Raw genomic sequence first — 26,101 nt, forward strand, 5'->3', positions numbered from 1 at the left:
CGGAGGTGACAAAGCGGCGGGCGGCTCCTAGACCGCGCGCGATCGGGCGCAGTGCTGCCGTCATGCGAGGGATCGTTCGTCATCTGCGGAATTGCCGGCCTTTACGCGCGAGGTAGCGCTGCCGTCTCGCCCCGCCTCGTCACCGCGCCCCTCATTACCGCGCAGTGCGACGCGATCCTCCACCGCGGACCCGACGACCAGGGCGTGATGACCGACGGCGATTTCGGCTTCGGCATGCGCCGGCTGAGCATCATCGACATCGAGGGCGGGCACCAGCCGTTCCATTCGCCCGACCACCGCTATGCGCTCGTCTTCAACGGCGAGATCTACAATTTCCGCGAGTTGCGGCGCGAGTTGCAGACGCTGGGGCGCGTGTTCGAGAGCGCGGGCGATACCGAGGTGATCCTCGCGGGCTATGAACGCTGGGGCGACGACGTTTGGGCAAGGCTCGACGGCATGTTCGCGGTCGCGGTGTGGGATACGCACGCCCGCCGCCTGACGCTCGCGCGCGATCCGATCGGAATCAAGCCGCTCTATTATACAGACCAGGCCGCGGGGTTCGCGTTCGGTTCCGAGCTCAAGACACTGACACTGCTGCCCGGCATGGCGTTCGATGTCGATCGCCGTGCGCTCCACGATTATTTCAGCTTCGGGCACGTCCGCACCCCGCGCTCGATCTACGCGCAGGTCCGCACGCTGCCACCGGGCCATGTGATGACCGTCGAGGCGAGCGGTCCGCCGACGATGCGCGCCTATTGGACGCCGGCCTATCATTCCTCCGAACCCAGGTCCGAGGCGGAGTGGATCGAGCGCTTCCGCGACGAGTGGCTCGACACGATCGGCAAGCAGATGGTCGCGGATGTCGATGTCGGCGCATTCCTGTCCGGCGGCGTAGACTCCTCCGCGGTAGTCGCGGCGATGGCGCGGGTCTCGGATCGCCCCGTCCGCACCTTCACGATCGGCTTCCCCGACCCGCGCTTCGACGAATCGCCGCATGCCGAGGCGATCGCGCGGCATCTCGGCTGCCACCACGTCACGCGCACGCTGGAGTTGGCGGATGCGCAGGCGATGCTGCCCGAGGTCCAGCATTGCTATGACGAGCCGTTCGCCGATCCCTCCGCGGTGCCGACCTGGTACGTCAGCCAGATCGCCGCGCAGGAGGTCAAGGTCGCGCTGTCGGGCGATGGCGGCGACGAGCTGTTCTTCGGCTACAAGCGCCACGCGACCGAGCGCCGGATCGGCGCGCTGCCGGCGCCGTTGCGTCGCTTGGCGCGTGCGCTGGATGCGGTCCCGACCTTACCCTCACGCCATGCGAACGCCGTGCTGCAACGCTGGCGGAAAACCACCGGCAGCGCCGCGCTCCCGAACGGCATAGCGCGGTTCTTCGCCAAGACGCAGATCACCAACGAAGCCTTCCGCCGCGAGATATTCTCCGCAGAGTTCATCGCCGAGGAGAAAGGCGGAATCGCCGCTTTGGTCGCGGAATATTTCCCCGATCCCGCCGCGATCTCGACCGACACGCTCGAGCAGTTCGGTCTCGCCGACCTAGCGCTCAACCTGCCGGGCGCGATGCTGACCAAGGTCGACCGCGCGAGCATGGCGCATTCGTTGGAGGTGCGCGTGCCGATGCTGGGGCAGGGCATGGTCGACCTCGCGCTGTCGATGCCCGCCGACATGAAGCTGCACGGCAAGATCGGCAAATACGTGATCCGTCAGGCAATCGCGCCGTGGCTGCCCGAAGGGATCCTCGACCGGCGGAAACAGGGCTTCCAGATGCCACTGGCGGCGTGGTTCGCCGGCGATTTCGGCGCGTATGCGGAGCAGCTATGGCGCGACAGCGGCGTCCGCGAGCAGGGCATCTGGCGCACCGGCGCGGTCGACAAGGTGTTCGCCGATCACCGTGCGGGGAAACGGGATTACAGCCGCTTTTTGTACGCGCTGGCGATCTACTGCCTGTGGTGGATAGGGCGGCCCACCCCTCTTTCCGTTCGTGCTGAGTAGCGACCGAGTAGCTTCGTCAGAAGCGTATCGAGGGCGCGTATCGAAGCATGGGTTCCGCGCGCCAACCTGTCCTTCGATACGCCCTCTCGATACGCTGCAAGAGCAGCTACTCGATGGCTACTCAGGACGAACGGAAGGGAGGGAAGTTGGCGTTAGCAGGTATGCGACCTCGCGAAGCCCTCAAGCCAGCCAACTCGTCAGCGTCTCACCCTTGGCCTTGCGCACCATCGCCTGCACCAGCCTTACCAGATGCACCACCAGCGAGATCGCGGTCCACGCGGCGACCCCGATGATCCCCCAGTCCGGCCGCGTCACCAGCAACCCCGCGAACAAAATCACCATGTTCGGGTTCCTTCGCGCGGTGATCAGCCGGAACCAGCTGTCGAACCGTTCCCACACATGGATGTGCATCCCGAACCGGACGATGAACGCCCCCTCGATCAGCCGCTGCGCGACATAGCCGAACAGCATCGTCCCGATCACCGCCCAGAACACGCCGTCCTCGAGCGGCCGCCCATACGGCGCGCACCCCGCCGCCCAGGCCCACCACCAGAATGGCGGATGCACCAGGTCCACCCCGTGGTCCCACGCATTGCCGAGCTTCGACGACGTGATCGTGCACCGCGCCAGCTTTCCGTCGACGGTGTCGAGCACCATGAAGAACAGACCCGTAGCGAGCCCGGTCCAGAACCAGCCATACCAGAACGCCACGGTCGCGACGATGCACAGCACCGAACCGAGCGCGGTCACCTGGTTCGGCGTGATCCCGGCGCGCGCGCAGACCCGCGTGATCGCCAGCGCCCATTCCGGCCATAGATACTTGGTCAGCAGGTCGGTGACGCCCTTGTACGCACCGACATAGCTCGCCCGCTCGATCGCCGGCACGGCGGCGGGGGTCAGCAATTCCGCGAACGGCCGCTCGCGTTTGCGCAGCGCCTCGTTGAAGATGCCTTCCTCGGCCTCGGCGGCGATCACCGTCAGCCCGGTCACTAGCGGCGCCTCGCCGAGCATCGCCGCGGTCATCCGCGCGCGCTCGTCGGCATCCCGGACATGGGCGAGTACGGGCACGCCGGTGCGGGTCACGACGGTGCCGGGCCGCGTCTTCAGGTACGCGATCCACATCGGATCGAACGCATAGGCGAGGTTGGCGAGGATCACCGGGCCGGTGTCGCCGTCGCCGTCGGTGAGTAAACCCTGCGCAACGCCGATCCGCCGGATCCGCTCGGCATTGGTCATGCCCCAGAGCAGCGTGTCGTTCGCCCGGACGGTCCGGAGCGCTGGCGTGGGGGCTGTCGAATCTACCATGCCGCACCCGTTACCCGATCTGGTCGTGAAAGCGAGAGGGGGGTGGTAAGTGGAGGGCACTCCCCCCAGAGCCACCACCCCGGCGAAGGCCGGGGCCCAATTGGAACGTCCCGAGTAACCTCGCGCGGTCCTTCGTTGGCAACGTCCCCCAATTGGGCCCCGGCCTCCGCCGGGGTGGTCGAGATTTAAGGGGCCTGCGTGGCCTCCAACATCCGAACGATCTCGCCCGCAGCTTTCGCCGCGCCTCCCTCGACCGCCCCCAGCGACCGCCCGGCAAACTCCGCCTGCACTCCCGCATACTCCGCATGCCGCAACGCCGAGCGATCCACCGCCGCCACGACATCCGCCACGTCTTCAACCACCTCACCGCAAGCCCACATCGCGTAATTCGGATCGCGCTCCCAAGCCGCCCCCCCAGCATTGAGAAACACGCAAGGCCGCGGGTGCATCAGGAATTCGATCACCTGGCTCGACGTATCGCCCAGATACACGTCCGCCACGCCGGTATAACTGCCGTCGACCATCGCGAACCCGTCGATGTCGCAGTGCACATGCGGCAAGTCATCAATCTCGCGCATCAGCTCGGCCACCTCGGGCGCGCGCTCGACCAGTCGCTGGTGCGGCGCGAGGATCAGATTGTAGCGCCCGTCCGCGACCAGCCGCCGCACCACCTCCGCCCCCCACCGCCACCACGACGAGCGATGCTGCTGCCAATGCGGCGTATACAGGACGACCGGCCGCGTATCCGCGAACGGCGGCGCAGCGTGCGTCCGGTGCGTGAAGTCGGCCTTCACATAGCCCGTCGCGACGAACCGCTCGGGCGCAAACCCGCGGTCGAGATAGGTCCGCCGCTCCAACTCGCTCGGCACCAAAGTCAGCGCCGCCGCCCGCCGCCGCGGATCGTCGCGCGCGCTCATCGAACCAACGCCGTGCGAAGTCTTCACGAACTTCGCCCGCATCGGAAACAGCCGCGGCAGCCACAAGCTCGTCTGCTCGGCACACACTACGACGGTCGCGCTGCGCAGATACGGCAGCAGCCGCAGCAGCATCGGCATCTTTGCTGGCAGCACCGGATTGCGCCCACTGCCATCGTCCGCAACGACGCGAAACCCCGGCGCGCGGCGAATGCGGACGGTGGGGAAGGGCGCCGTCCACCGCGTCAGCAGCGTCTCGTGCACCGACGTGCTGACCCAAAGTTCGATCGGCACGTCCGACCTCACAGCGAGCGCCTCGACGATCGGATACAGATGCGGGATCAGCAGCGTCTCGCCAAGGAACAGGAACGCGACCTTCCGCGTCATGACCCCGAAGCGCCGCCCACAGGCGCGTCATGGTCATGCTGCCACAGCGCGATGTCCTCCGGGCGGTCGATCTCCTGCCAGCGGACATTCCCTGCGATCCGCACCGCGCGGACGCCGACGGTCTCCGCGACCCGGCGGACGACGGCGTGGTGATAGGCGTGGATACCATCCTCCTCGCCGATCACCGCCCGCAACGCCTCGGCATAGGCGCCGCCGCCGATCGACACGATCAGCCCGAGCGATCGATCGGTCGCCTGATGCCCGACCAGATGCTTGCCGACCGCGACGACGGCGTCGCCGTCCGCCTCGACCAGCATGTCGTCGAGCCCCGGCGTCACCAGCCGCTCGATGACCAGCTTCACGCCCGATCCCGGATCGACGCCTCGATCATCGAGCGCCGCGCGCAAAATGGCCGCGTCGAAGAGCGTGTCGCCGTTCATCAACGCGAACGGTCCCTCTAGATACGCGCGCGACGCCCACACGCTGCCGATGCTGTTGGCGGCGGACCAGAACGGATTGAACACGAGTTCGGTCGGCAGGTCGGACACGCGTGCCGCCAGATGCGCCGCGACCTGATCGATCCGATAGCCGCCGACGATCACCGCGCCTTCGAACCCGGCATCCGCCACCGCGTCGAGCTGGTGATCCAGGATCGCGCGGCCACCGACCTGCACGAGGCATTTCGGCGTCGTCAGCGTCAACGGCAGCAGCCGTGACCCGTGGCCGGCAGCAAGGATGATGGCCTTCATGGTCGCCGACTTACGCACGAAGTGTGGCAGGAAAAAAGCTGCCCCGTATCGCAAGACCATGCTGCACTGCAGCGGAACATCCGCGGCCACGCACCGTTGCGCCTACATGCGCATATTCAGATCGCTTCACATACCCCATGAATGGGTCTGGCTGGAAAGCGTCGCCGTCGTCGCGGCGGCCGTCCTCGTCGCGCTGATCGCGCACTGGCTGACGATGCGGATCGGCGGCCATGCCCAGCGTCGCTCGACCGCCAAGACCGACGGCCTCGTCCTCGCCCGCGTCCGCCGCCCGTTGCGCGCGGTGTTCGTCTCGGTCTCGGTCGCGTTCGTCGCGCGGATCCTGCCGATGGACAACGATGTCGAGGATCTGTGGAAGCAGTTGCTCGGCTTCCTCGTCCCCGCCTTGCTCGGCTGGCTCGCGGTCGCGGCGTTGCGTGCGTTCCAGGACGTCATCGAGATCCGCGCCGACATCTCGGTCGAGGACAATCTCCGCGCCAGGCGGAAACGCACGCGGGCGGCGATCCTTGGGCGGATCGGGACGTTCTTCATCGTCTTCATCAGCGTCTGCCTGATGCTGCTGAGCGTCCCCGGCATCCGCTCGATCGGCGTCACGCTGATGGCGTCGGCGGGTATCGCCGGCCTCGTCGTCGGTGCCGCCGCCCAGCCTGCGCTGAAGAACCTGATCGCGGGCGTGCAGATGGCGTTCACCGAGCCGATCCGGATCGACGACGTGCTGATCGTCGACGGCGAATGGGGGCGGGTCGAGCAGATCAACCTGACGTTCGTGGTGATCAAGATCTGGGACGAACGCCGCCTCGTCGTGCCGGTGTCGAAGTTCCTCGAGCAGAGCTTCCAGAACTGGACTCGCGAAACCAGCCAGCTGATGGGGTCGGTGTTCTGGTATCTCGATCCGTCCGCGGACGTGCCGCGTCTGCGCGAGAAACTGGGCGAGATCGTTACCTCGAACCCACGCTGGGACAAGAGGTTCTACAACCTCCAGGTGACCGACGTGAAGACGGACTGCATCGAGTTGCGCGGGTTGATGACGGCGAAGGACGCGGCGATCGCGTTCGATCTGCGGTGTGACGTGCGCGAGGCGTTGCTGAAGTATATCCGTGAGGAAATGCCCGAGGCTATCCCACGTAACCGCCTGCTGATGGCGCCGGACCCGGTGACACGCTCCCCGTCATCCTAACGAAAGTCGGGATCCAGAGCCACGGAGGGTGCGCCTGTTACTCTGGATCCTGACTTTCGTCAGGATGACGACTGGAGGGGGATCTATGCCGCGACGAGCTCCGGTATCGCTTCAAGGGCGGTAATCAACGGCTCACGTCGGCGGTGCATTGCTGTGTATATCCGGGAGGGAATGCCCGAAGCTGTCCCATGCAACCGCCTGCTTATGGCGCCCGACCTTTCCACACACGCCCCGTCATCCTGACGAAAGTCAGGATCCAGAGCCAAAAACGATAGCGCTCGTGACCCTGGGTCCTGACTTTCGTCAGGATGACGGAGTGGGTGTGGGAACGGTCCTATGCCTCGACGTGCTCCGGCACCGCCTCCAGCGCGGTGATGAACAGCTCGCACCACCACATCACGTCCTCCTTCCGGACGTTGTCGATCAGCTTCTCCCAGCGTTCCTTCCGCTCGGCCAACGGCATCTTCAGCGCGCGGTCGATCGCGTCGGACATCTCCTCGGGGCTGTACGGATTGACCAGCACCGCGTCCTTCAGCTGCGTCGCCGCGCCTGCGAAATGCGACAGCACCAGCACGCCCGGATCCTCGGGGTCCTGCGCCGCGACATATTCCTTCGCGACCAGGTTCATCCCGTCCCGCAACGGCGTCACCAACCCGACGCGTGCCGCACGGTAGATCCCCGCCAAGACATCCCGCGGGAAGCCCTGGTTGACGTAGCGGATCGGCGTCCAGTCGATGTCCGAATATTCGCCGTTGATCCGGCCCGACATCGAATCGAGGTTCGCGCGAATCTCCTGATACGTGTCGACCTTCTCGCGCGAGGGCGGCGCGATCTGGAGCATGTAGACCAGCCCGCGCCGGTCCGGATGCGAGCCGAGGAACCGCTCGTATCCGGCAAACCGCTCGGCAAGCCCCTTCGAATAATCGAGCCGGTCGACCCCGACGATCAGGCTCCGCCCGGTCGCGGACATGTACATCCGCTCCTTGGCATGCCGCGCTGCGTCGCTGTTCGCCGATTTCTCGAAGTCCGCGGTCTCGATCCCGATCGGGGTCGTGATCGCCTTGATCGTGCGATCACCGACCGTCACCCAGCCATCTTCGCCGACCACGCCGTCGAGCTGGCTCGTCACGTAATGCAGGAAGCTGTCGAGCCAGTCCTGCGTCTGGAAGCCGATGACGTCGTACGCGAACATCGATTCGACCAGCGCGCGGTGGCTCGGCAGCGACAGCAGCATCGCCATCGGCGGCCACGGGATGTGGAGGAAGAACCCGATCTTGTTCTCCACACCGAGCTTGCGCAGTTCCTGCCCGAGCGGGACGTGATGGTAATCGTGGACCCACACCAGATCCTCGGGCTCGATCAACGGCAGCACCGTCTCGGCGAACCGCTTGTTCACCCGCGCATAGCCGCTGGAGAAGTCGCGTTCGAACTCGGTCAGGTCGATCCGGTAATGGAACAGCGGCCACAATGTCCGGTTCGCATAGCCGTTATAATATTCGTCGAAATCCTGCTCTTCGAGGTCGATCGTCGCGGTGGTGACGCCCTTGCCCTGCTGGAAATTGATGTGCCCGGTGAAGGTCTCGGTGGTCGATCCCGACCAGCCGAACCACACGCCGCCCTTTTCGCGCAGGGCAGCGAGTAGCGCGACCGCGAGGCCGCCCTGGTTGCCCGAAGGCGCATCGACCGACTGGACGCGGTTCGAGATGACGACGAGGCGGCTCATCGGACGGCACTCCACGGCTTGCTGAGCAGGACCGCGCAGTTGATCAGCCCCACCAGCGAATAGGTTTGCGGATAATTGCCCCACAGCTCGCCGGTATTCGGGTCGATATCCTCCGACAGAAGCCCGGCCGGGGTGCGACGCGCGACCATCTCGCAGAACAGCGCGCGCGCGTCCGCGGTCCGGCCGGTCGCGTGCAGCGCCTCGATCAGCCAGAAGGTGCAGACGTTGAACGCGGTGTGCGGCAGGCCGAAATCGTCCTCGGTCGCGTAACGCAGCATGTGGCTCCCGCGCCGCAGACCCTCCTCGACCGCCTTCAGCGTCGACTGGAAGCGCGGATCGTCGGGCGCGAAGAAGCGCAGGTCGAGCAGCTGGATCAGGCTCGCATCGAGATCGTCGCCACCGAACGTCGCGGAGATACGCTGCGTATCCTCGCGCCATGCCGATTGCTCGATCGTATTACGGATCGTGTTCGCACGCTCTTCCCAGAACGTCCGGCGATCCTCGAGCCCGAGAACCTCCGCCGCGTTCGCCAGCCGGTCGCACGCCGCCCAGCACATCGCCGCCGAATAGGTGTGGACATGTGCCTTGGTGCGCAGCTCCCACAGCCCCGCGTCGGGTTTGTCGTACGTCTCCCACGCGCGGTCGCCGACCAGTTCGAGGCTCTTGAAGTCTTCCTCGCTCGACATCCGGAACAGCCGCTTGTCGAAGAACGCCTGGACGTCGGACAGGATGATCTGGCCGTACGCGTCGTGCTGGATCTGCTCGTACGCCTGGTTGCCGACGCGCACCGGGCCCATGCCGCGATAGCCGGGCAGGTCGCTCTCGATCCGCTCGATCAGCGTCGCCTCGCCGCCGACGCCGTAGAGCGGCTGGACATGGCCGCCCTTCGACGCGTCGACGATGTTGCGCAGGTATTCGAGATACCCTTCGAGTACGTCGAGCGCACCCAGCCGGTTCAGCGCCTGCACGGTATAATAGGCATCGCGGATCCAGCAGTAGCGATAGTCCCAGTTGCGCTCCGATCCCTCATGCTCGGGGATCGAGGTGGTGAGCGCGGCGACGATCGCGCCGGTCTCCTCGTGCTGGCACAGCTTCAGCGTGATCGCGGCGCGGATGACGACATCCTGCCACTCGACCGGCGTCGCGAGCCCGCGCACCCAGTGGCGCCACTCGTCCTTGGTCCGCGACAGCATCGCCTCGGCCGCCTCGTGCAGCACGCCCGCGAAGCTCTCGTCGGGGCCGAGGAACAGGTGCATCTGGCGTTCGAGCCGGAACCAGTTCTCGCCGACGATATGCCCGACCGGCGCATCGGTGGTCAGCCGCAGCGTCTGGTCGTCCATCAGGAAACGGATGTGGTTCGAGCCCTGCGTATGCTCGGTCGGCTTCCCCCAATTCGTCGCGACCCGCATCCGGATACGAATGCGCGGCGAGCCCGCGACCGGCTTGACGATCCTGACGAAGCTGGTCGGGCGATAGGTCCGCCCCTCGCGCACGAAGCGCGGGCAGAAATCGATCACCTCGACCGCGTTGCCGGCCTCGTCCTCGTGCCGCGTGACCAGGATAGGCGTGTTACGGATATAGGCTTGCGTGGTCTTCGCGCCGCCCTCGAGTTCGATCGCCCAGAACCCGGTCTTGGGCGCATCGCCACCGAGCAGCGCGCAGAACGCCGGGTCGCCGTCGACGCGGGGCACGCAGCCCCAGACGAACGTGCCGGTCTTGTCGATCAGCGCGGAGACCTGGCAATTGCCGATCGGCCACAGGTTCATGTCGGCTTTTTGGGTAGGTGCGGTCATCGTGTTTCCAACGTGGGTGTTTCCAATATGGCAGCAATCCAGTCGCGAAGTGCGGCAACGTCGTTCAGGCGGTAGGTGGCGGCGGTAGGCCGTTCATCGCCGATCAGCACGCCCGCTCCGCCAAGGTCGCGCGCCGCCTCGAACCCGTCCTCGTCGGTGACGTCGTCGCCGAAGAAATACGGCACGCTGCCCGTCATCGCAGGCGCGGCGATCAGGTCGCGGAGGGCGGCGCCCTTGTCGCCGGGGGTGCGCAGTTCGACCATCATCTTGCCGCGCTGGAGCGTGAGGCCGTGGGTGACGGCGAGGTTCTCGGCGAGGCGGACCGCGGCGGGTTCGAAGTCCGGCGCCATACGATAATGCAGCCCGGCGCCGAGGCTCTTGGCTTCGTAGACGAGCCCGTTGGCATCGGCGAAGTCGCGAAACGCATCGGCGGCGGCTTCGAGCGAGGCGGGGCGCTCGGCGGCGACATGACCGTCGTCGGGCGTACGCGTCTCGGCCCCGTGGCTGCCGGCGACCGCGAACAGGTGCGCGTGGCGCCCGAGCATCGCGTCGAGTTGTGCGATCGAGCGCCCGCTGATGATCGCGACCCGACCGGGAAAGCGCTCGGCGAGCGTATCGAGCGTATCGAGTAGCATCTGACTCACCACAACCGCATCCGGCGTGGCGGCTAGGTCGACGAGCGTCCCGTCGAAATCGAAAAAAAGGCTCACGGCGTCGGGCACGGCAAGGGGCGGCGCGAGGACATCAGTCGCGGGCTGGCGTTCGGCTAGCATCATCCCTGAACCCATAGCGCTGCCGCAACGTTCCGCTGCACTGCAAAATTGGAACGGGTGCGGTTCGATTCTTGGGGTGGGGGGGCGGCAAGCGCGACCACCCTTCCTGTTCTCCCGCGAACGCGGGAGCCCAGGACCCAGCAGCGCAACGCCCGTAACCCTGGCCCCCCGCCTCCGCGGGGGAACAAGAAAGGGAGAAGCAGGCATGAACGCTAAGACGTGGCACATTTTCACCACTCACATCGCCGCACCCACCACCACCCCGGCGAAGGCCGGGGCCCAATAGGAAAGGCAGTCGTAATAGCCCACAGTCATTCATTAGCCCGGTCCGCCCAATTGGGCCCCGGCCTTCGCCGGGGTGGTGGTGTGTGGCGGATGCGGACCCAGATTTTCTCCCGTCATTCCCGCGGAGGCGGGAACCCATATTGGCAGACTTCACCGCAAGCCCGCTGACGCCCGAGCAAATGGATCCCCGCCTTCGCGGGATGACGAAGGTGGATGCGGAAAGCACACTTAGGTGTCGAGAGAAGGCGACGCAGTAACGGCGGGATGTCGGGAGAGTGCCACGCAGTAACGGCGCATCAGCACCGATCACGGGACAGCCACCCCCCTCCAATCCACCCCACCTGCGACACCTCGCGACACAAAACCGCTGGACTAGCCCCAGCCGCGTGGTCATGCCTGCCGCCCATGTCCCGCGTCCGCGCCCTCCTCATCGCACCCGTCTCCGCGGCCGTCCTGCTAGCTGGCTGCACCGTCGGCCCGGACTACCACCCCAAGGCCGCGGCAGAGCTGGGCGTCCCCGACGCATATTCGGTCACTCCCGAGACCAAGCCCGAAGACCTGACCCGCTGGTGGCAGAAGTTCGACGACCCCGTCCTCGGCCAGCTCGTCGAACAGGCCGCCGCCTCCAACCTCGACCTCGCGCAATCCGTCGCCCGCCTCAGACAGGCGCGCGAGAGCCTGCTCCAGAACCGCGCGTCGCTGCTGCCGACGGTCAACGGCTCGGCCGGCTATCAGCGCAACGAGAACGTCCGCGGCGGCGGGCGCTCGTTCACGCTGCCCGACGGCACCGTCGTCGACACCGGCGGCGGTGGCGCCAACAGCTTCACGCTCGGCGCCAGCGCCAGCTATCAGGTCGGCGTGTTCGGCGAGATCCGCCGCACCGTCGAGGCGAGCCGCGCGGATTACGCCGCGTCCGGCTACGACTACGCCACCGTGTTGATCTCGGTCGAAAGCGAGGTCGCGCGCAACTATGTGCTCGCTCGCCTGTATCAGCAGCAGCTCGCCAACGCCCGCGCGTCGCTCGCGATCCAGGACGACAATCTCGAGATCGCCGGCTTCCGCGTCCAGGCCGGTCTCGTCTCCAGCGTCGACGCCGAACAGGCCCGCGCCCAGCGCGCGCAGACCGCCGCGACGATCCCCAGCCTCGACCAGCAATATGCCGCCGCCGTGGCGCGGATCGGCGTGCTGACCGCGCAGGCGCCCGGCGCGCTCCGGACGATGATGGCGCCCGTGAAGGCGATCCCAACCGGCCCCGCCGCGGTCGGCGTCGGTATCCCCGCCGACACGCTGCGCCAGCGCCCCGACATTCGTTCCGCCGAGCGCGCACTGGCGGCGGCGACCGCACGGATCGGCGTGGCGAAGGCGCAGCTCTATCCCGCGCTCGCGATCACCGGCAACCTCAACACCAACGCGACCTCGATCGGCAGCATCGGCGATGCGATCACCGGCAGCCTGTTCGCCGGGCTGACCCAGGCGATCTTCAACGGCGGGCGGTTGCGAAGCCAGGTCCGCACCAGCGAAGCCGCCGCCGACGGTGCGTTCGCGCTCTACAAGTCGACCGTGCTGACGTCGCTCGAAGACGTCGAGAACGCGGTCGTCGCGCTTCAGGCCGCGCAGGAACGCGAACGCCAGTTCGCGATCGCGCTCGACGCATCGAACAATTCCGCGATCCTCAGCCGCAGCCAGTACCGCACCGGCCTCACCGATTTCACCACGCTCAACCAGCAGGAAACCGCGCTTCTGTCCGCCCGCAACGGCGCGACGCAGGCGCGCGCCGATGCCGCCACCGCGCTGATCGCGCTGTATGCGGCGCTCGGCGGCGGCTGGGATTCGACCGTCATTCCCGAAGCGCCACCGCGTGCGCAGAACACTTCAGAGGCACGCTGATGGCCGACGCATCGATCGACGATTTCCTCGGCGTGAAGCCGCAGGCCCCCTGGAGGCGCTATGTAAAGTGGGTCGCGATCGCGGTCGGCGTAGTCGTGCTGTGCTTGCTGCTCGCGAAGTGCTTCGGCGCGAAAGAACAGACGCAATATTCGAGCACACCGGCGCAGCGCGGCAATTTGACCGTCACGGTGTCCGCCACCGGCAAGCTCGCCCCGACCACGCAGGTCACGGTCGGCTCGCAGCTGTCGGGTCTCGTCACCAAGGTCGTCGTCGACGTCAACGACCGCGTCACCGCAGGCCAACCGCTCGCGCTGATCGATCCCGAACAGCTCGACGACCAGATCCGCCAGACCAGCGCGCAGCTCGCGGCGAACCAGGCGCAGGTCGCGCAGGCGCAGGCGACCGTCGCCGAATCGCGCGCGCAGCTGAACCGTCTCGAAGAGGTCTCGCGCCTGTCGGGTGGTCGCGTGCCGTCGAAGACCGAGCTCCAGACCGGCCGCGCCGATTACGCACGCGCCGTCGCCGCACAGAAGGTCGCCGAAGCCAACGTCGTCGCCAGCCGCGCGCTCCTCGCGCAGAACCAGACTCAGCGCGCGCGCGCGATCATCCGCTCGCCTGTGACGGGCGTCGTGCTCGCGCGCCAGATCGATCCCGGCCAGACCGTCGCCTCGTCGTTCAACACCCCGACGCTGTTCGTGATCGCCGAAGACCTCACCAAGATGAAGCTCGAGGTCGCGATCGACGAAGCCGACGTCGGCGAGGTCAAGGTCGGCCAGAAGGCCAGCTTCACGGTGGATGCGTTCCCCGGCCAGACCTTCCCCGCGACGATCACGCGCGTCGATCTCGGCTCGAACCTGACGGTCAGCTCGGCGACCTCGTCGACGACGACCACAGCGACGACCTCCACCGGCCAGGTCGTGTCCTACGCCGCCGACCTCACCGTCGCGAACCCGTCGCTGACGCTCCGCCCGGGCATGACCGCAACCGCGGACATCGTCACCTCGGACAAGCGCAACGTCATGCTCGTCCCCAACGCGGCGTTGCGCTTCAAGCCGAGCGCGGATGGCGCGAAGGATCAGGGCGGCGGCATCGCCGGCTCGCTGACCTTCCGGCCACGGCGCGGCGCCGGCGGCAACGCGCGGACCGCCAAGCTCGATCGCGGCTCGCAGCAGACGATCTACGTCAACGGCGCCGACGGCACGCCGCAGCCGGTGCAGATCACGACGGGCGACACCAACGGGACGATGACCGAAGTGCTGTCGGGCAATCTCCAGCCCGGCGCGCAGATCATCATCGGCCAGCTCGCCACCGGCACCGACACGACGAAAACTCCCGCGCGCCGGTCGGGCGGCGCCAGCAAGGGTGCGGGCGGTGGCCAGTAACCCGCCCCCGCTGATCTCCTTGCGTGGCGTCACCAAGACGTACGGCACCGGCGCGACGATGTTCCAGGCGCTCAAGGGCGTCGACCTCGACATCGCGGCGGGTGATTTCGTCGCGGTGATGGGGCCGTCGGGGTCGGGCAAGTCGACGACGATGAACATCCTCGGCTGCCTCGACGTGCCGAGCGCGGGGACGTTCACGTTCCAGGGCCACCATGTCGAGACGCTCGACCGCGACCAGCGCGCGCTGCTCCGCCGCAACCACCTCGGCTTCGTTTTCCAGGGCTTCAACCTCCTCTCGCGCACCTCCGCGCTGGAGAATGTCGAACTCCCCTTGCTCTACCGCGGCGACGAGAAGCGCGCGCGCCGGGATGCTGCGATGGCGAGCCTTGACACCGTCGGCCTGGCGGACTGGTGGGACCACACTCCGGCGGAACTGTCCGGCGGCCAGCAGCAACGAGTCGCGATCGCCCGCGCGCTGGTGACCAGCCCCGACGTGCTGCTGGCGGACGAACCGACCGGCAACCTCGACAGCGAACGCTCGATCGAGATCATGCAGTTGCTCACGCGGTTGAATGCGGAGAAGAACATCACGGTCCTGATGGTCACCCACGAACCCGACATGGCCGCGTTCGCAAGGACGGTGGTCCACTTCAAGGACGGCTTGGTCGAACGCATCGAAAGCCAGCACCACCAAGGCGAAAGCGTGGACTCGTGAGTGGCGTGACCCCGAAAAGCCCCTCCCCTTCAGGGGAGGGGTTGGGGTGGGGAGCGACGCTGGCCGTCCACGCGAAGCATATGCGTCGAGAACCGACCGAGCCCGAAAAGCGCTTGTGGCGCGGCGTATCCAATAGCCAATTGGGTGGCTTCAAGTTCCGGCGACAGGCTGTGCTCGGCAGTCGCATCGTCGACTTCTTCTGTCCAGCGATCGGCCTCATCCTCGAAGTGGATGGCCATACCCACGACCAGGCGACAGATCGGAACAGGGATGCCTTGATGCAGGACTTGGGATTCACGACTGTTCGGCTGACCAACGTCGACGTCATGAGCAATGCAGAAGGTGTTCTCCTTCACGTTCTTTCGATTGCCCGATCATTACCGGCGCGCGTAAACTGGCGGCTTCCCCACCCCAACCCCTCCCCTGAAGGGGAGGGGCTTTAGATCATGTTCGGCACCACCCTCGTCCTCGCGCTCCGCTCGATCCGCCGGCACATGCTGCGGTCGTTCCTGACCATCCTCGGCATCGTCATCGGCGTCGGTGCGGTCGTCACGATGGTCACGCTCGGCAAGGCGACCACCGCCGCGGTGCAGCAGTCGATCTCGTCGCTCGGTACCAACATCCTCCAGATCCGTCCCGGCCAGGGCTTCGGCCGCGGTGGTGGCGGGCCGCCGCCGCCACCGCTCAAGATGGACGACATCGATCCGATCGCGCGGCAGATCGCCGGCGTCACCGCAGTCGCGCCGACCGAACAGCGCAGCGCCACCGCGATCTACAACGGCGCCAACTGGAGCACCACGATCAACGGCACCACCGGCGCTTATTTCGAGGTCCAGCCCTGGCCTCTCGCCGGCGGTCGCGTGTTCACCAGTCAGGAGGAAGCGGCAGGCAAGGCGGTCTGCATCCTCGGCAATACCGTCATTCAGAACCTGTTCCGCGGCGCAGATCCGATCGGCCAACGGATCCGCCTCAACGACATCTCGTGCGACGTGATCGGCACGCTCAGCACGCGCGGGCAGGCGGGCTTCGGCGGCGACCAGGATGATGTCGTGGTCATGCCGATCAAGACCGTCCAGCGCCGCTTCACCGGCAACCAGAACGTCGCCGCGATCCTCGTCGGCGTCGATCAGGGCTATGACACGCAACAGGTCCAGGCGTCGCTGACCGACCTGCTGCGCGAGCGTCGCCACCTCGCCGCGGGACAGGACAACAACTTCAACATCTTCGACACCAAGCAGATTTCGGACACGCTGACCGGCACCACGACCCTGCTCACCGGCATCGTCGCCGCGGTCGCGGGAATCAGCCTGGTGGTCGGCGGGATCGGCATCATGAACATCATGCTGGTGTCGGTTACCGAGCGCACGCGCGAGATCGGCATCCGCCTCGCCATCGGCGCGGTCGCGCGCGAGGTGCTGTTGCAGTTCCTCGTCGAGGCGATCGCACTCTCGTGTCTCGGCGGCGTCATCGGGCTGATCGTCGCGCAGGCGGCGATCGCGATCATCGCGCCGCTGATCAAGGTTCAGTGGCTGTTCGTGCCCGAGATCAACATCTTCGCGTTCGCGATCTCCGCGGTGATCGGCGTCGTCTTTGGCTATTTCCCGGCCCGCCGCGCGGCGGCGATGAACCCTATCGACGCGTTAAGGCACGAGTGATCGCCGCCTTGGGATCGCGGACCAGCGCCTGCAGCCGGTCCAGATCCTCGGGCGTATCGATGTCGATCAGCTCGGCGGGCGCGGTGACGACGTGCCGCCCCGCCTTCACCAGATCGCGCGCGCCCGCATCGCCGTCCAGCGTCAGCAGGAAATCGAACCGGTCGCGTCCGAACAGGGCAGGGGGCGAGGGCTTCTCGCCATCGCTCGACGCGACCACCGCGTCGGCGCTGTCGGCGGCATCGAGCATCCGGTAGATATGCGCCGCGGTGACGCGCGGCATGTCGGCGAGCGCGATCAGCACCGCCTCCGCGCCTTCGTCCTTCGCGCACTGCACGCCGAGCTTCACCGACTGCGACATGCCCGACGACGGATCGTCATTATGCACCACCTCGAAATGGTGGCTGATGAAGTCGAGCTTGCAGCCGTCGGTGACCACCAGCCGGCGCTTGAACGGAATGTTCTCGAACGCGGTGACGACGTGCATCCCGAGCGGCTTGTTGAGGAACGGCACCTCCAGCTTGTTGGGAATGCCGAACCGCTCCGAGCGCCCGGCCGCGAGGAGGATGAGGAAGACGTTTTCAGCGGCGATCATTGAACGCTCCTATCATCGCCGCCGCGACCGACAGCGCAATCTCCGAGGGGCCGATCGCACCGATGTCGAGCCCGACCGGCGCATCGATCCGGTCGATGTTCTCCGCCGTAACGCCCTCCGAGGCAAGCCGCTCGCGCCGCGCCGCATGACTCTTGCGGCTGCCGAGCGCGCCGACATACGCGGCATCGGACGCGAGCGCGGCGATCAGTGCAGGGTCGTCGATCTTGATGTCGTGGCTCAGCGTCACGACCGCGGTCGACGGGCCGGGGCGGAGCGCGGCGATCGCCTCGTCCGGCCAGCGATCGTCGAGCGTCACGCCCGGAAACCGCTCCTCGGTCAGGAAGCGCGCGCGCGGATCGATCACCACCGTTTCGATCCCGAGTTCGCGTGCCAGCCCCGCCAAGGCCTGCGCGATCTGCACCGCGCCGACGATCAGCAGGCGACGTGGTGGATCGTAGCGGTTGACGAACACCTCGCCCGTCTCCAACGGCCGCGCATCGCTGTGCCCGGTCGCGAGATCGGTCGTCACCGTTAGTGCATCGCCGTGGTCGCGCGCATCGGCGATCCGGTCGAACAGTTCGGGATCGAACCCCTCGGCGGACACCGGCTGCACCATCACCGCGATCTCGCCGCCGCACGGCAGCCCGACTTCCCACGCCGCCGCATCCGCCACGCCGTAGTTGCGCACCTGGAACGGCGCACCGGCGATCACCTCGGCGGCGGTGGCAAGAATATCGCTCTCGACGCACCCGCCGGAGACCGATCCCTCGAACCGTCCATCGGCATGGACGAGCATATGGCTCCCCTTGGGCCGAGGCGCGGAGCCCCAGGTCGAGACGACCGTGGCGATCGCCATCTTCTCGCCCTTCCAGGTCTTCGCAGCAGCGAGCACGCTATCGTTTTCGGCCATGTCTCGTTCTCTTTCTAATCCTCCCCGCACGCGGGGAAGGGGACCAGCGCAGCTGGTGGAGGGGGCCAGCCGCAGACGTTACGCTTGGGGTCGCCCCCTCCACCACGCCAAGGGGCGCGGTCCCCCTCCCCGTACCGGGGAGGATCAGATGGCCGGCAACCCTGCCAGCAGCTTGTCGAGCGTCACCGGAAAGTCCCGAACCCGCACCCCCGTCGCGTTGTAGATAGCATTCGCCACCGCAGCCCCCGCGCCGGAAATCCCCAGCTCCCCAACGCCCTTCGCCCCCACCGGGTTCGCGGAGTCGTCGATCTCCTCGATGAAATGCACTTCCAACTGAGGAATGTCGGCATTCACCGCGACATGATATTCGCCGAAATCGGGGTTCACGAACGCCCCCGTCCGCGTGTCGACGATGCCCTCCTCGCTGAGCGCATAGGCGATCCCCCACGCCATCCCGCCGGTGATCTGGCTGGTCGCGGTCTTGCGATTGAGCACCCGCCCGACATCGAACACGCCCAGCATCCGCCGCACCCGCGTCTCGCCCGTCACCGCGTTCACCGCAACCTCGACGAAGTGTGCGCCGTGACTCGCCTGGCTGGTGCGCTTGCTCTCGGCCCCCGGCCCGGTCTTGCCCATCGCCACGATCGGTTCGCCGCGCACCAGATCGGCCAGCTTCACCGACCGTCCGCCGGCGCTGACGCAACCGTCGTGCAGGCTCAGATCCTCGGGCGCGGCGTTCATCCGCAATGCCAGTTCGCCAAGGATATCCTCGCACGCCAGCACCACCGCCGAACACGCGCTGCCAGCGCCGAACGACCCGCCCGACCCCGCGCTCGGCGGGAAATCGGTATCGCCGAGCCGCACGTTCACCTCGGTGACCGGCAGCCCGAGCATCTCGCCCGCGGTCTGTGCGAGAATGGTGTACGTCCCGGTACCAATATCCGTCATGTCGCACTCGACCGTCGCGCGGCCATCCGCCTCCAGCCGCACGCGCGCCTGCGCCTCGACGGTGAAGTTGCCGCGCAGGCTCGCCGCCATGCCGATCCCGACCAGCCATTCGCCCTCGCGCACCGACCCCGGCGCCGGCACCTTCGCCGGCCAGCCGAACCGCTCGGCGCCTTGCGTGTAGCAATCGAGCATCCGCCGCGTGGAGAACGGCTTGCCGCTCAACGGATCGGTTTCGGGCTCGTTGCGCCGCCGCAGTTCGATCGGATCGATCCCGAGCTGCTCGGCCAGTTCGTCCATCGCGCACTCGACACCGAACGTGCCGACCGCCTCGCCCGGCGCCCGCACCGCACCGCTCGCGGGCAGGTCGACACGCACGAGGTCGGTCTTGAACCGCCGCGCGTCGCCCCGGTACAGCGGCAGCGTCCCGAACGGCACCGGCTCGAGAAATTCGCCATCGTCGTTCTGCGCGACGACGCTCTCATGCCCCATGCCGAGGATCACGCCGTGCTCGTCGGCAGCGATCCGTATGCGCTGCGTCGTGTGCGAGCGGTGATGCACCATATACGCGGTCTGGCGGCGGGGCAGGGCAACCTTGACCGGCCGCCCGACGACCTCCGCCGCGATCGCCGCGAGGATCGCCTCGGGACCGACACCGGTCTTGCCACCGAATCCACCGCCGACATACGGGGCTAGCACGCGCACCTTGTCCGCATCGATCTTCAGCGCCTTGGCGATCGTCTTGCGCGCGCCGCCGATCACCTGGTTGCTCGACCGCACGGTGAGCTTGTCGCCCTCCCACCACGCGGTGGTCGCATGCGGCTCCAGCGCGGCGGGGAAGTGCACGGGCGTCGTGTAGGTCCGGTCGAACGTCACCGCCGCGTCCGCCATCACCGCGTCGAGATCGCCGTTGTCGATCGGCGGCAGGAAGCCGATTTTCGGCGCGGTGTCGACCGGCTGCGCCTCGACGTCGAACCGATCCTCGCCCGCTTCGGTGCGGACCACGACCAGCGCTGCGGCATCGCGCGCGACCGCCTGGTCCTCCGCGACGACGATCGCGACCGGCTGGCCGAGGTGGAGAATGACGTCGGTATCGAACAGCGGCATCGCGCGCGAGTTGGACTCGCCGGCGGGCATGCGCGGGTCGTTATGGATGACGGCAATGACGCCGGGCAATGCCTCGGCCGCACTCACGTCGATGCCGAGGATGCGCCCGCTGCCAACTGGCGTGCCGACGATCGCGGCATAGGCAATGCCGTCGGGCGTACCCTCATACGCATAATCCGCCACGCCGGTGACCTTCGCCGGTCCCTCGATCCGGTCGAGCCCGAGCCCGAGAACGCCCTGCTTCGCGCGGTCGAGCCCGCCCGGCCGAAACGCCGCATCCATCACGTGTTCGTTCATTCTGCGGTCCTCGGGTGGAGGGAAGGATATGGGTAGGGTAGGGGCGTTTGACGAGGTCACGGCCCAACCCCAAAACACCACCCCGGCGAAGGCCGGGGCCCAATTGGGAAACGAGAGTAACGGCGGACAGTCCTCCGTTATCAAAGCCTTCCCAATTGGGCCCCGGCCTCCGCCGGGGAAGTAAATATTTGAGCGGTATCTCTACTTCAGGCGAGCCCTCAAACAGCCGGCAACTGATCCAGCAACTTGTCCAGCGTGATCGGGAACTCGCGCACCCTAATCCCCGTCGCATTATACACCGCGTTCGCCACCGCAGCACCAGCACCCGAGATCCCCAGCTCGCCGATCCCCTTCGCGTGGATGGGATTCGCATGGATGTCGCGCTCGTCGACGAAGTGGACGTCCATTTGCGGCACGTCCGCATTGGCCGGCACGTGATATTCGCCGAGATCGTGGTTCACCAGCTTGCCGGTCCGCGTGTCGTGGACGAGGTCCTCGGTCAGCGCGGTGCCGATCCCGAACGTCATCCCGCCCAAACACTGCGACCGCGCGGTCTTCGCGTTGAGCACACGCCCCGCCGCGAACGACCCGAGCATCCGCCGCACCCGCGTCTCGCCGGTGATCACGTTGACCGCGACCTCCGCGAAATGCGCGCCGAACCCGGCCTGCGACGTCTCCTTCTCCTGCTTGCCCGGCTTGATGTGCCCGGTAGCCTCGAGACCCTTGCCGACCAGCTCGCCGATCGGCGTCGAGCGATTGTCGCCGATCGCGTTTCCGTCCTTGAGTGTCAGGCCGTCCTCGTCGACGCCCGCCGCCTTGGCGAGCTTCCCGCGCAGCATCTCGCACGCCAGATACACGGCAGTACCCGAAGACGCCGCACCCCAGGACCCACCCGAACCCGCCGCTGGAGGATCGTTGGTATCGCCCAGCGACATCGTGATGTTCTCGACCGGGATCCCCAGGATCTCCGACGCGATCTGCGCCAGGATCGTGTAGCTGCCCGTGCCGATATCGGTCATCGCCGACGACACCGTCGCCGAGCCGTCCGGATGGATCTCGACCTTGGCGGACGATTCCATCATCATGTTGCCGCGCACCGCCGAGGCGACGCCCATGCCGATCAGCCACTCGCCCTCGCGCCGCGTGCCGGCTTTCTGCCGCTTGTCCCAGCCGAACTTCTTCGCACCCTCGTCGAGCGCACGCGTCAGGTTGCGCGACGAATAGGGCACGTCCTTCTCGGGGTCGATCTTCGGATCGTTGCGCTTGCGCAGCTCGATCGGATCCATCTCGAGCTTCTCGGCCAGCTCGTCCATCGCGCCTTCGAGCGCAAGCATCCCGACCGCCTCGCCCGGCGCACGCATCGAGCCCGACAGCACGAAGTTCACATCGACCACCTCATGCGTGATCAGCCGGTTCTCACCGCCGTACAGCAGATGCGTCCCGATCCCCGCGGGCTCGAAATAATCCTCGGTCGGCTGGTTCGAGGTCAGCGTCTCGTGACCGATCGCTGACAGCTTGCCGTCCGCATCCGCCGCTAGCCGCACGCGCTGCTCGGTATTCGACCGCCGCACGGTCGCCTCGAACACCTGCGGCCGCGACATCACCGCCTTGACCGGACGGCCAAGCTGCTTCGCCGCGATCGCCGCCGCGACGCTCTCGGGCGCGATACCGAGCTTCGACCCGAACCCGCCGCCGATATAGCGCGCGATGATCCGCACCTTCTTCTCGGATAGCCCCAGCGACTTCGCGAGCTGCTGCGCATCCGAGGTCGGCATCTGGTAGGCGCCGTACAGCGACAGCGAGCCGTCCTCTTCCCACACCGCGGTCGAGGCATGCGGCTCCATTGCCGCCGAGTTCTGGCTCGGCGTGACATAGGTCGAATCGATCGTCACCGCCGCCTCGGCCATCGCCTTGTCGACGTCGCCCTGCTTGAAATGCGCCGGCGTCGCGTCGTCCGGCGGGGTCCGCGTCTCGTCGCGGTGCGCGGCGAAATCATACTGACCCTCGGCCTCGTCATATTCGATCGGCAGGCGCGCCGCCGCATCGCGTGCGACCTCGAAGCTCTCGGCGAGCACGATCGCGACGATCTGGCCAAAGAACGCAATGTCCTTCACGCCCTGCGTCGGCGCATCGGTCGCGCCGCCCTGCGCCGAAACGCGGATGAACTGGTCGAAGTCGGTGACGACGTCGATCACGCCGGGGATCGCCTTGACCGCATCGACGTCGATCGAAACGACCTTGCCCGCCGAGATCTTCGTGCCGACCAGCACGCCGTACGCCATGTTGGCGAACTGGTATTCCGCGGCATAGGTCGCCGTGCCGGTAACCTTCAGCGGACCGTCGATCCGGTCGAGCGGCTTGCCGATGACGCCTTGGACGCCCGTATCCAGAAGACTGTCCGGATGCGGCTTGTCCATCGTCAGGCTATTCGTAGTGCCAAGACCAAACATGCTTATGCTCCCGTGACGTTGCGCAGCGTCGCGATCAGCGTGCGACGGGCGAGGGGGATCTTGAAGTCGTTCGAGCCATAGCCCTTGGCATCGGCCAGCAGCGCGGTCGCCGCAGCCTCGAACACGGCATCCGACGGCGCCTTGCCGACCAGCGCCGCCTCGACCGCCGGGTTGCGCCACGGCATCGGCCCGAGCCCGCCGAACGCGAGCGATGCGGACGCGATCACGCCGTCCTGCACGTCGACGATCGCCGCCACCGAGACGAGCGCGAAGGCATACGACGCACGATCGCGCACCTTGCGATATTCCTGCTTGCCCTTGACTGGCGCCGGCAGCTCGATGTGCGTGATCAGCTCACCCGCTTCGAGCGCGTTCTCGATCTGCGGCGTATCGCCCGGCAGGCGATAGAAGTCGTGGATCGAAATCCGCCGACGATCGCCGTCCGCCTTCAGCGTCACGATCGTCGCGTCGAGCGCACGCATCGCCACCGCCATGTCGCTCGGGTGCGTCGCGATGCAATGCTCGCTCGTCCCCAGCACGGCCAAGATGCGGTTGAAGCCGCCGATCGCCGAACAGCCGCTGCCCGGCTCGCGCTTGTTGCACGCCGCTGCGGTGTCGTAGAAATAATAGCACCGGGTCCGCTGGAGCAAATTGCCCCCGGTCGACGCCTTGTTGCGCAACTGCCCCGACGCGCCAGCGAGCAACGCGCGGCTCAGCACCTCGTACTTGGCGACGACGCGGCGGTCGGCGGCGAGGTCGCTGTTCGGCACCAGCGCGCCGATCGTCAGCCCGCCATCCTCGCGCTCCTCGATCTTCGCGAGATCGAGCCGCGAGATGTCGACCAGCTTGTCCGGCGTCTCGACCTGCAACTTCATCAGGTCGAGCAAATTGGTGCCGCCCGCGATGAACTTGGCGCCAACCGTATCGATGTCCTTGACCGCAGCCTCGGGCGTAGCGGGCTTGTCGTACGTGAAGGTCTTCATGCCACCAGCTCCCCGCGCGCGTTGGCTTCCATCGCGGCGTCCTTCTCGTCTGCGGTCCGGCCTGCGGGCTCGGCACCACCGACTTCGCGGATCGCATCGACGATGTTCGGGTACGCGGCACAGCGGCACAGATTGCCGCTCATCCGCTCGGAAATCTCGGCATCGTCGAACTTCGGATCGGTCAGGTCGCCCGACGCATGGCTGGCCCAGCCCTTCTTGACCTCGTCGAGCATGCCGACCGCCGAACAGATCTGCCCCGGCGTGCAATATCCGCACTGATACCCGTCATGCCGCACGAACGCGTCCTGCAAGACGTGCAGGTTGCCCGGCTGACCGATGCCCTCGATCGTCGTGATCTCGTCGTCCTGGTGCATCACCGCGAGCGTCAGGCAGGAATTGACGCGACGCCCGTTGATCAGCACCGTGCACGCGCCGCACTGGCCATGATCGCAGCCCTTTTTCGAGCCCGTCAGCCCGAGATGCTCGCGGCACAGGTCGAGCACCGACGTGCGAATATCGGGCTCGGCGTCATATGATTGACCATTGATCGTGAAATGCATGGCGGTGCCCCTGGTTGAATGTGCCGGGAATGTACGGATTTCGAGGACTTAACGCCGATGCGACCGATCGTTTCCTATTGCGACAAGCTCTCACGTGTTGGTACGCTGGCGTTCATAGCGCTGAGCGGGCAAGCTGTTGCGATGACGCCAGCTTCTCCCCGATTGTCGCCCCCGATCGTCATCGCGCACCGTGGTGCGAGCGGTCTGCGGCCCGAGCATACGCTGGCGGCCTACTCGCTCGCGATCGATCAGGGCGCCGACTTCATCGAGCCCGATCTGGTGCCGACCAAGGACGACGTCCTCGTCGCGCGGCACGAGAACAACATCGCCGAGACGACCAACGTCGCCGACCATCCCGAGTTCGCTGGGCGCAAAACCACCAAGACGATCGACGGCCAGGCGATGACCGGCTGGTTCGTCGAGGACTTCACGCTCGCCGAACTGAAGACGTTGCGCGCGAAAGAGCGCCTGCCCAAGCTCCGCCCCGCGAACACCGCCTATGACGGCCAGCTCCAGATCCCGACGCTCGCCGAGATCATCGCGCTCGCCAAGCGTCGCACGACCGAGACGGGCCGGACGATCGGCATCTATCCCGAGACCAAGCATCCGACCTATTTCGCCAAGATCGGCCACCCGACCGACGCGAAACTGGTCGCCGAACTGCGCGAGGCCGGCTGGGATTCGGCCAAAGCGCCCGTCTTCATCCAGTCGTTCGAGGTCGCCAACCTCCAGCGCCTCCACACAATGACCAAAATCCGCCTGATCCAGCTCATGGACGGCGAGGGCGGTCCCGCCGACGGCGCCCAGCCGAGCTACAAGGCGATGATCACGCCCGAAGGCCTGAAAGCCGTCGCGGCCTACGCCTACGGCATCGGCCCGAACAAGGGCATGCTCTGGAGCGACGCGAGCCCCACCACGCTGGTCGCCGAGGCCCACGCGGCCGGCCTGCGGGTCCACCCCTGGACCTACCGCGCCGAAAACTACTTCGAACCGACCCGCTTTCGCCGCGGCACCGACCCCGCGGCGCACGGCGACATCGCCGCCGAGATCGACGCAGGCCTTGCACAAGGTATCGACGGTTTCTTCACCGACTTTCCGCTATACGGGGCACAAGCGCGCGACCGAGCCCATGGAACCGTGCGTGCAGGAGTAAAGTAATGCGTAAGGTTCTTCCCGTACTCGCGGTGCTGCCGTTCCTCGTCAGTGGCTGCATCAGCACCGCAACCTCGATCGTAAAGGCACCGTTCCAGGTCGCCGGCAAGGCGGTCGACTGGACCACCACCAGCCAGGAAGAATCGGACCGCAACTACGGCAAGAAGATGCGCAAGCAGGAAGCCGAAGAGGGCAAGCAGCGCAAGGAACTGGCGAAGCGCTGCAAGAAGGACCCACAGCGCTCGGAATGCGGCCAGTACCAGGACTACCGCGCAGGAAACTGAGCTCCCTTCTACCACCCCGGCGAAGGCCGGGGCCCAGTTGGGAAACAGAAGTAACGT

The 26,101-nt window shown here is 66.8% G+C and carries 21 protein-coding genes; 9 read left to right on the plus strand and 12 right to left on the minus strand.

Annotation, left to right across the window (positions count from 1 at the left end):
- Window positions 1-51 precede the first annotated feature (51 nt).
- Window positions 52-2,001, plus strand: coding sequence for an asparagine synthase (glutamine-hydrolyzing) (gene asnB, locus ASG20_RS00845; protein ID WP_231420370.1), 1,950 nt, complete (start codon window positions 52-54; stop codon window positions 1,999-2,001).
- 180 nt (window positions 2,002-2,181) lie between these two features.
- On the opposite strand, the gene ASG20_RS00850 is transcribed toward asnB, so the two are convergent.
- The 3 genes from ASG20_RS00850 to ASG20_RS00860 all read right to left on the minus strand — a co-directional run bounded on the left by ASG20_RS00850 (window position 2,182) and on the right by ASG20_RS00860 (window position 5,356).
- Window positions 2,182-3,306 carry a CDP-alcohol phosphatidyltransferase family protein gene (locus ASG20_RS00850; protein ID WP_056047366.1) on the minus strand — a complete coding sequence of 375 codons (1,125 nt, stop codon included), beginning with the start codon at window positions 3,304-3,306 and terminating at the stop codon, window positions 2,182-2,184.
- Window positions 3,307-3,491: 185 nt separating this feature from the next.
- Complete coding sequence (locus ASG20_RS00855; protein ID WP_056047367.1) at window positions 3,492-4,607, minus strand: hypothetical protein; 1,116 nt, start codon at window positions 4,605-4,607, stop codon at window positions 3,492-3,494.
- Window positions 4,604-5,356, minus strand: coding sequence for a phosphocholine cytidylyltransferase family protein (locus ASG20_RS00860; protein ID WP_056050222.1), 753 nt, complete (start codon window positions 5,354-5,356; stop codon window positions 4,604-4,606). Before ASG20_RS00860 ends, ASG20_RS00855 begins: the two co-directional genes overlap by 4 nt.
- A 106-nt stretch (window positions 5,357-5,462) precedes the next feature.
- On the opposite strand from ASG20_RS00860, the gene ASG20_RS00865 reads away from it, so the two are divergent.
- Complete coding sequence (locus ASG20_RS00865) at window positions 5,463-6,551, plus strand: mechanosensitive ion channel family protein (protein ID WP_056047370.1); 1,089 nt, start codon at window positions 5,463-5,465, stop codon at window positions 6,549-6,551.
- 334 nt (window positions 6,552-6,885) lie between these two features.
- On the opposite strand, the gene ASG20_RS00870 is transcribed toward ASG20_RS00865, so the two are convergent.
- Genes ASG20_RS00870 through otsB form a run of 3 tightly spaced genes read right to left on the minus strand, consistent with a single transcriptional unit; the run spans window position 6,886 to window position 10,843 of the window.
- A complete protein-coding gene (locus tag ASG20_RS00870; protein WP_056047374.1) occupies window positions 6,886-8,274 on the minus strand; it encodes an alpha,alpha-trehalose-phosphate synthase (UDP-forming) in 1,389 nt (462 codons plus the stop codon).
- On the minus strand, window positions 8,271-10,067 hold the full coding sequence (locus tag ASG20_RS00875; protein WP_056047379.1) for a glycoside hydrolase family 15 protein: 1,797 nt from the start codon (window positions 10,065-10,067) through the stop codon (window positions 8,271-8,273). Before ASG20_RS00875 ends, ASG20_RS00870 begins: the two co-directional genes overlap by 4 nt.
- Window positions 10,064-10,843 carry a trehalose-phosphatase gene (gene otsB / locus ASG20_RS00880; protein WP_056047381.1) on the minus strand — a complete coding sequence of 260 codons (780 nt, stop codon included), beginning with the start codon at window positions 10,841-10,843 and terminating at the stop codon, window positions 10,064-10,066. Before otsB ends, ASG20_RS00875 begins: the two co-directional genes overlap by 4 nt.
- Before the next feature lie 687 nt (window positions 10,844-11,530).
- On the opposite strand from otsB, the gene ASG20_RS00885 reads away from it, so the two are divergent.
- The 5 genes from ASG20_RS00885 to ASG20_RS00905 all read left to right on the plus strand — a co-directional run bounded on the left by ASG20_RS00885 (window position 11,531) and on the right by ASG20_RS00905 (window position 16,764).
- Window positions 11,531-13,012: an efflux transporter outer membrane subunit gene (locus ASG20_RS00885; protein WP_056047383.1), complete on the plus strand. Its 1,482-nt coding sequence runs from the start codon at window positions 11,531-11,533 to the stop codon at window positions 13,010-13,012.
- Window positions 13,012-14,394, plus strand: a complete 1,383-nt coding sequence (locus ASG20_RS00890; protein ID WP_056047385.1) for an efflux RND transporter periplasmic adaptor subunit — start codon at window positions 13,012-13,014, stop codon at window positions 14,392-14,394. Before ASG20_RS00885 ends, ASG20_RS00890 begins: the two co-directional genes overlap by 1 nt.
- A gap of 58 nt (window positions 14,395-14,452) precedes the next feature.
- Window positions 14,453-15,109: an ABC transporter ATP-binding protein gene (locus ASG20_RS00895; protein ID WP_082470792.1), complete on the plus strand. Its 657-nt coding sequence runs from the start codon at window positions 14,453-14,455 to the stop codon at window positions 15,107-15,109.
- Between the two features lie 80 nt (window positions 15,110-15,189).
- Window positions 15,190-15,552, plus strand: a complete 363-nt coding sequence (locus ASG20_RS18845; protein WP_082470793.1) for an endonuclease domain-containing protein — start codon at window positions 15,190-15,192, stop codon at window positions 15,550-15,552.
- A gap of 3 nt (window positions 15,553-15,555) precedes the next feature.
- Window positions 15,556-16,764, plus strand: coding sequence for an ABC transporter permease (locus ASG20_RS00905; RefSeq protein WP_056047392.1), 1,209 nt, complete (start codon window positions 15,556-15,558; stop codon window positions 16,762-16,764).
- Here ASG20_RS00905 and ASG20_RS00910 read toward each other — a convergent pair.
- The 6 genes from ASG20_RS00910 to ASG20_RS00935 form a co-directional block, all read right to left on the minus strand.
- Window positions 16,739-17,356: a nucleotidyltransferase family protein gene (locus ASG20_RS00910; protein ID WP_056047395.1), complete on the minus strand. Its 618-nt coding sequence runs from the start codon at window positions 17,354-17,356 to the stop codon at window positions 16,739-16,741. The genes ASG20_RS00905 and ASG20_RS00910 overlap by 26 nt on opposite strands.
- Window positions 17,343-18,266 (minus strand): XdhC family protein, encoded by a 924-nt coding sequence (locus tag ASG20_RS00915; protein ID WP_056047398.1) that lies wholly within the window; start codon window positions 18,264-18,266, stop codon window positions 17,343-17,345. Before ASG20_RS00915 ends, ASG20_RS00910 begins: the two co-directional genes overlap by 14 nt.
- Window positions 18,267-18,410: 144 nt before the next feature.
- A complete protein-coding gene (locus ASG20_RS00920; RefSeq protein ID WP_056047401.1) occupies window positions 18,411-20,615 on the minus strand; it encodes a xanthine dehydrogenase family protein molybdopterin-binding subunit in 2,205 nt (734 codons plus the stop codon).
- A gap of 218 nt (window positions 20,616-20,833) precedes the next feature.
- Window positions 20,834-23,065: a xanthine dehydrogenase family protein molybdopterin-binding subunit gene (locus ASG20_RS00925; RefSeq protein WP_056047404.1), complete on the minus strand. Its 2,232-nt coding sequence runs from the start codon at window positions 23,063-23,065 to the stop codon at window positions 20,834-20,836.
- 2 nt (window positions 23,066-23,067) lie between these two features.
- The gene (locus tag ASG20_RS00930; protein ID WP_056047407.1) at window positions 23,068-24,048 is read right to left on the minus strand and encodes an FAD binding domain-containing protein; all 981 of its coding nucleotides are present in this window, start codon (window positions 24,046-24,048) and stop codon (window positions 23,068-23,070) included.
- Complete coding sequence (locus tag ASG20_RS00935; protein ID WP_082470674.1) at window positions 24,045-24,608, minus strand: 2Fe-2S iron-sulfur cluster-binding protein; 564 nt, start codon at window positions 24,606-24,608, stop codon at window positions 24,045-24,047. The genes ASG20_RS00930 and ASG20_RS00935 overlap by 4 nt, the downstream gene beginning before the upstream one ends.
- A gap of 141 nt (window positions 24,609-24,749) precedes the next feature.
- On the opposite strand from ASG20_RS00935, the gene ASG20_RS00940 reads away from it, so the two are divergent.
- A complete protein-coding gene (locus ASG20_RS00940; RefSeq protein WP_056050226.1) occupies window positions 24,750-25,766 on the plus strand; it encodes a glycerophosphodiester phosphodiesterase in 1,017 nt (338 codons plus the stop codon).
- On the plus strand, window positions 25,766-26,044 hold the full coding sequence (locus ASG20_RS00945; protein WP_056047410.1) for a hypothetical protein: 279 nt from the start codon (window positions 25,766-25,768) through the stop codon (window positions 26,042-26,044). Before ASG20_RS00940 ends, ASG20_RS00945 begins: the two co-directional genes overlap by 1 nt.
- The last annotated feature ends 57 nt before the right edge of the window (window positions 26,045-26,101 follow it).

The sequence above is a fragment of the Sphingomonas sp. Leaf198 genome, from assembly GCF_001424005.1.
In the GTDB taxonomy this organism is placed as follows: Bacteria; Pseudomonadota; Alphaproteobacteria; order Sphingomonadales; family Sphingomonadaceae; genus Sphingomonas.

Excerpts from the sequence above, each read along its gene's own strand:
- ASG20_RS00860 (WP_056050222.1), bottom strand. The coding sequence starts at position 5,356 with ATGAAGGCCATCATCCTTGCTGCCGGCCACGGGTCACGGCTGCTGCCG.
- ASG20_RS00905 (WP_056047392.1), top strand. The coding sequence starts at position 15,556 with ATGTTCGGCACCACCCTCGTCCTCGCGCTCCGCTCGATCCGCCGGCAC.
- ASG20_RS00915 (WP_056047398.1), bottom strand. The coding sequence starts at position 18,266 with ATGGCCGAAAACGATAGCGTGCTCGCTGCTGCGAAGACCTGGAAGGGC.
- ASG20_RS00925 (WP_056047404.1), bottom strand. The coding sequence starts at position 23,065 with ATGTTTGGTCTTGGCACTACGAATAGCCTGACGATGGACAAGCCGCAT.
- ASG20_RS00910 (WP_056047395.1), bottom strand. The coding sequence starts at position 17,356 with ATGATCGCCGCTGAAAACGTCTTCCTCATCCTCCTCGCGGCCGGGCGC.
- ASG20_RS00890 (WP_056047385.1), top strand. The coding sequence starts at position 13,012 with ATGGCCGACGCATCGATCGACGATTTCCTCGGCGTGAAGCCGCAGGCC.
- ASG20_RS00865 (WP_056047370.1), top strand. The coding sequence starts at position 5,463 with ATGCGCATATTCAGATCGCTTCACATACCCCATGAATGGGTCTGGCTG.
- ASG20_RS00875 (WP_056047379.1), bottom strand. The coding sequence starts at position 10,067 with ATGACCGCACCTACCCAAAAAGCCGACATGAACCTGTGGCCGATCGGC.
- ASG20_RS00920 (WP_056047401.1), bottom strand. The coding sequence starts at position 20,615 with ATGAACGAACACGTGATGGATGCGGCGTTTCGGCCGGGCGGGCTCGAC.
- ASG20_RS00885 (WP_056047383.1), top strand. The coding sequence starts at position 11,531 with ATGTCCCGCGTCCGCGCCCTCCTCATCGCACCCGTCTCCGCGGCCGTC.
- ASG20_RS00940 (WP_056050226.1), top strand. The coding sequence starts at position 24,750 with ATGACGCCAGCTTCTCCCCGATTGTCGCCCCCGATCGTCATCGCGCAC.
- ASG20_RS00870 (WP_056047374.1), bottom strand. The coding sequence starts at position 8,274 with ATGAGCCGCCTCGTCGTCATCTCGAACCGCGTCCAGTCGGTCGATGCG.
- otsB (WP_056047381.1), bottom strand. The coding sequence starts at position 10,843 with ATGATGCTAGCCGAACGCCAGCCCGCGACTGATGTCCTCGCGCCGCCC.
- ASG20_RS00930 (WP_056047407.1), bottom strand. The coding sequence starts at position 24,048 with ATGAAGACCTTCACGTACGACAAGCCCGCTACGCCCGAGGCTGCGGTC.
- ASG20_RS18845 (WP_082470793.1), top strand. The coding sequence starts at position 15,190 with ATGCGTCGAGAACCGACCGAGCCCGAAAAGCGCTTGTGGCGCGGCGTA.
- ASG20_RS00895 (WP_082470792.1), top strand. The coding sequence starts at position 14,453 with ATGTTCCAGGCGCTCAAGGGCGTCGACCTCGACATCGCGGCGGGTGAT.
- ASG20_RS00935 (WP_082470674.1), bottom strand. The coding sequence starts at position 24,608 with ATGCATTTCACGATCAATGGTCAATCATATGACGCCGAGCCCGATATT.
- ASG20_RS00855 (WP_056047367.1), bottom strand. The coding sequence starts at position 4,607 with ATGACGCGGAAGGTCGCGTTCCTGTTCCTTGGCGAGACGCTGCTGATC.
- ASG20_RS00945 (WP_056047410.1), top strand. The coding sequence starts at position 25,766 with ATGCGTAAGGTTCTTCCCGTACTCGCGGTGCTGCCGTTCCTCGTCAGT.
- ASG20_RS00850 (WP_056047366.1), bottom strand. The coding sequence starts at position 3,306 with ATGGTAGATTCGACAGCCCCCACGCCAGCGCTCCGGACCGTCCGGGCG.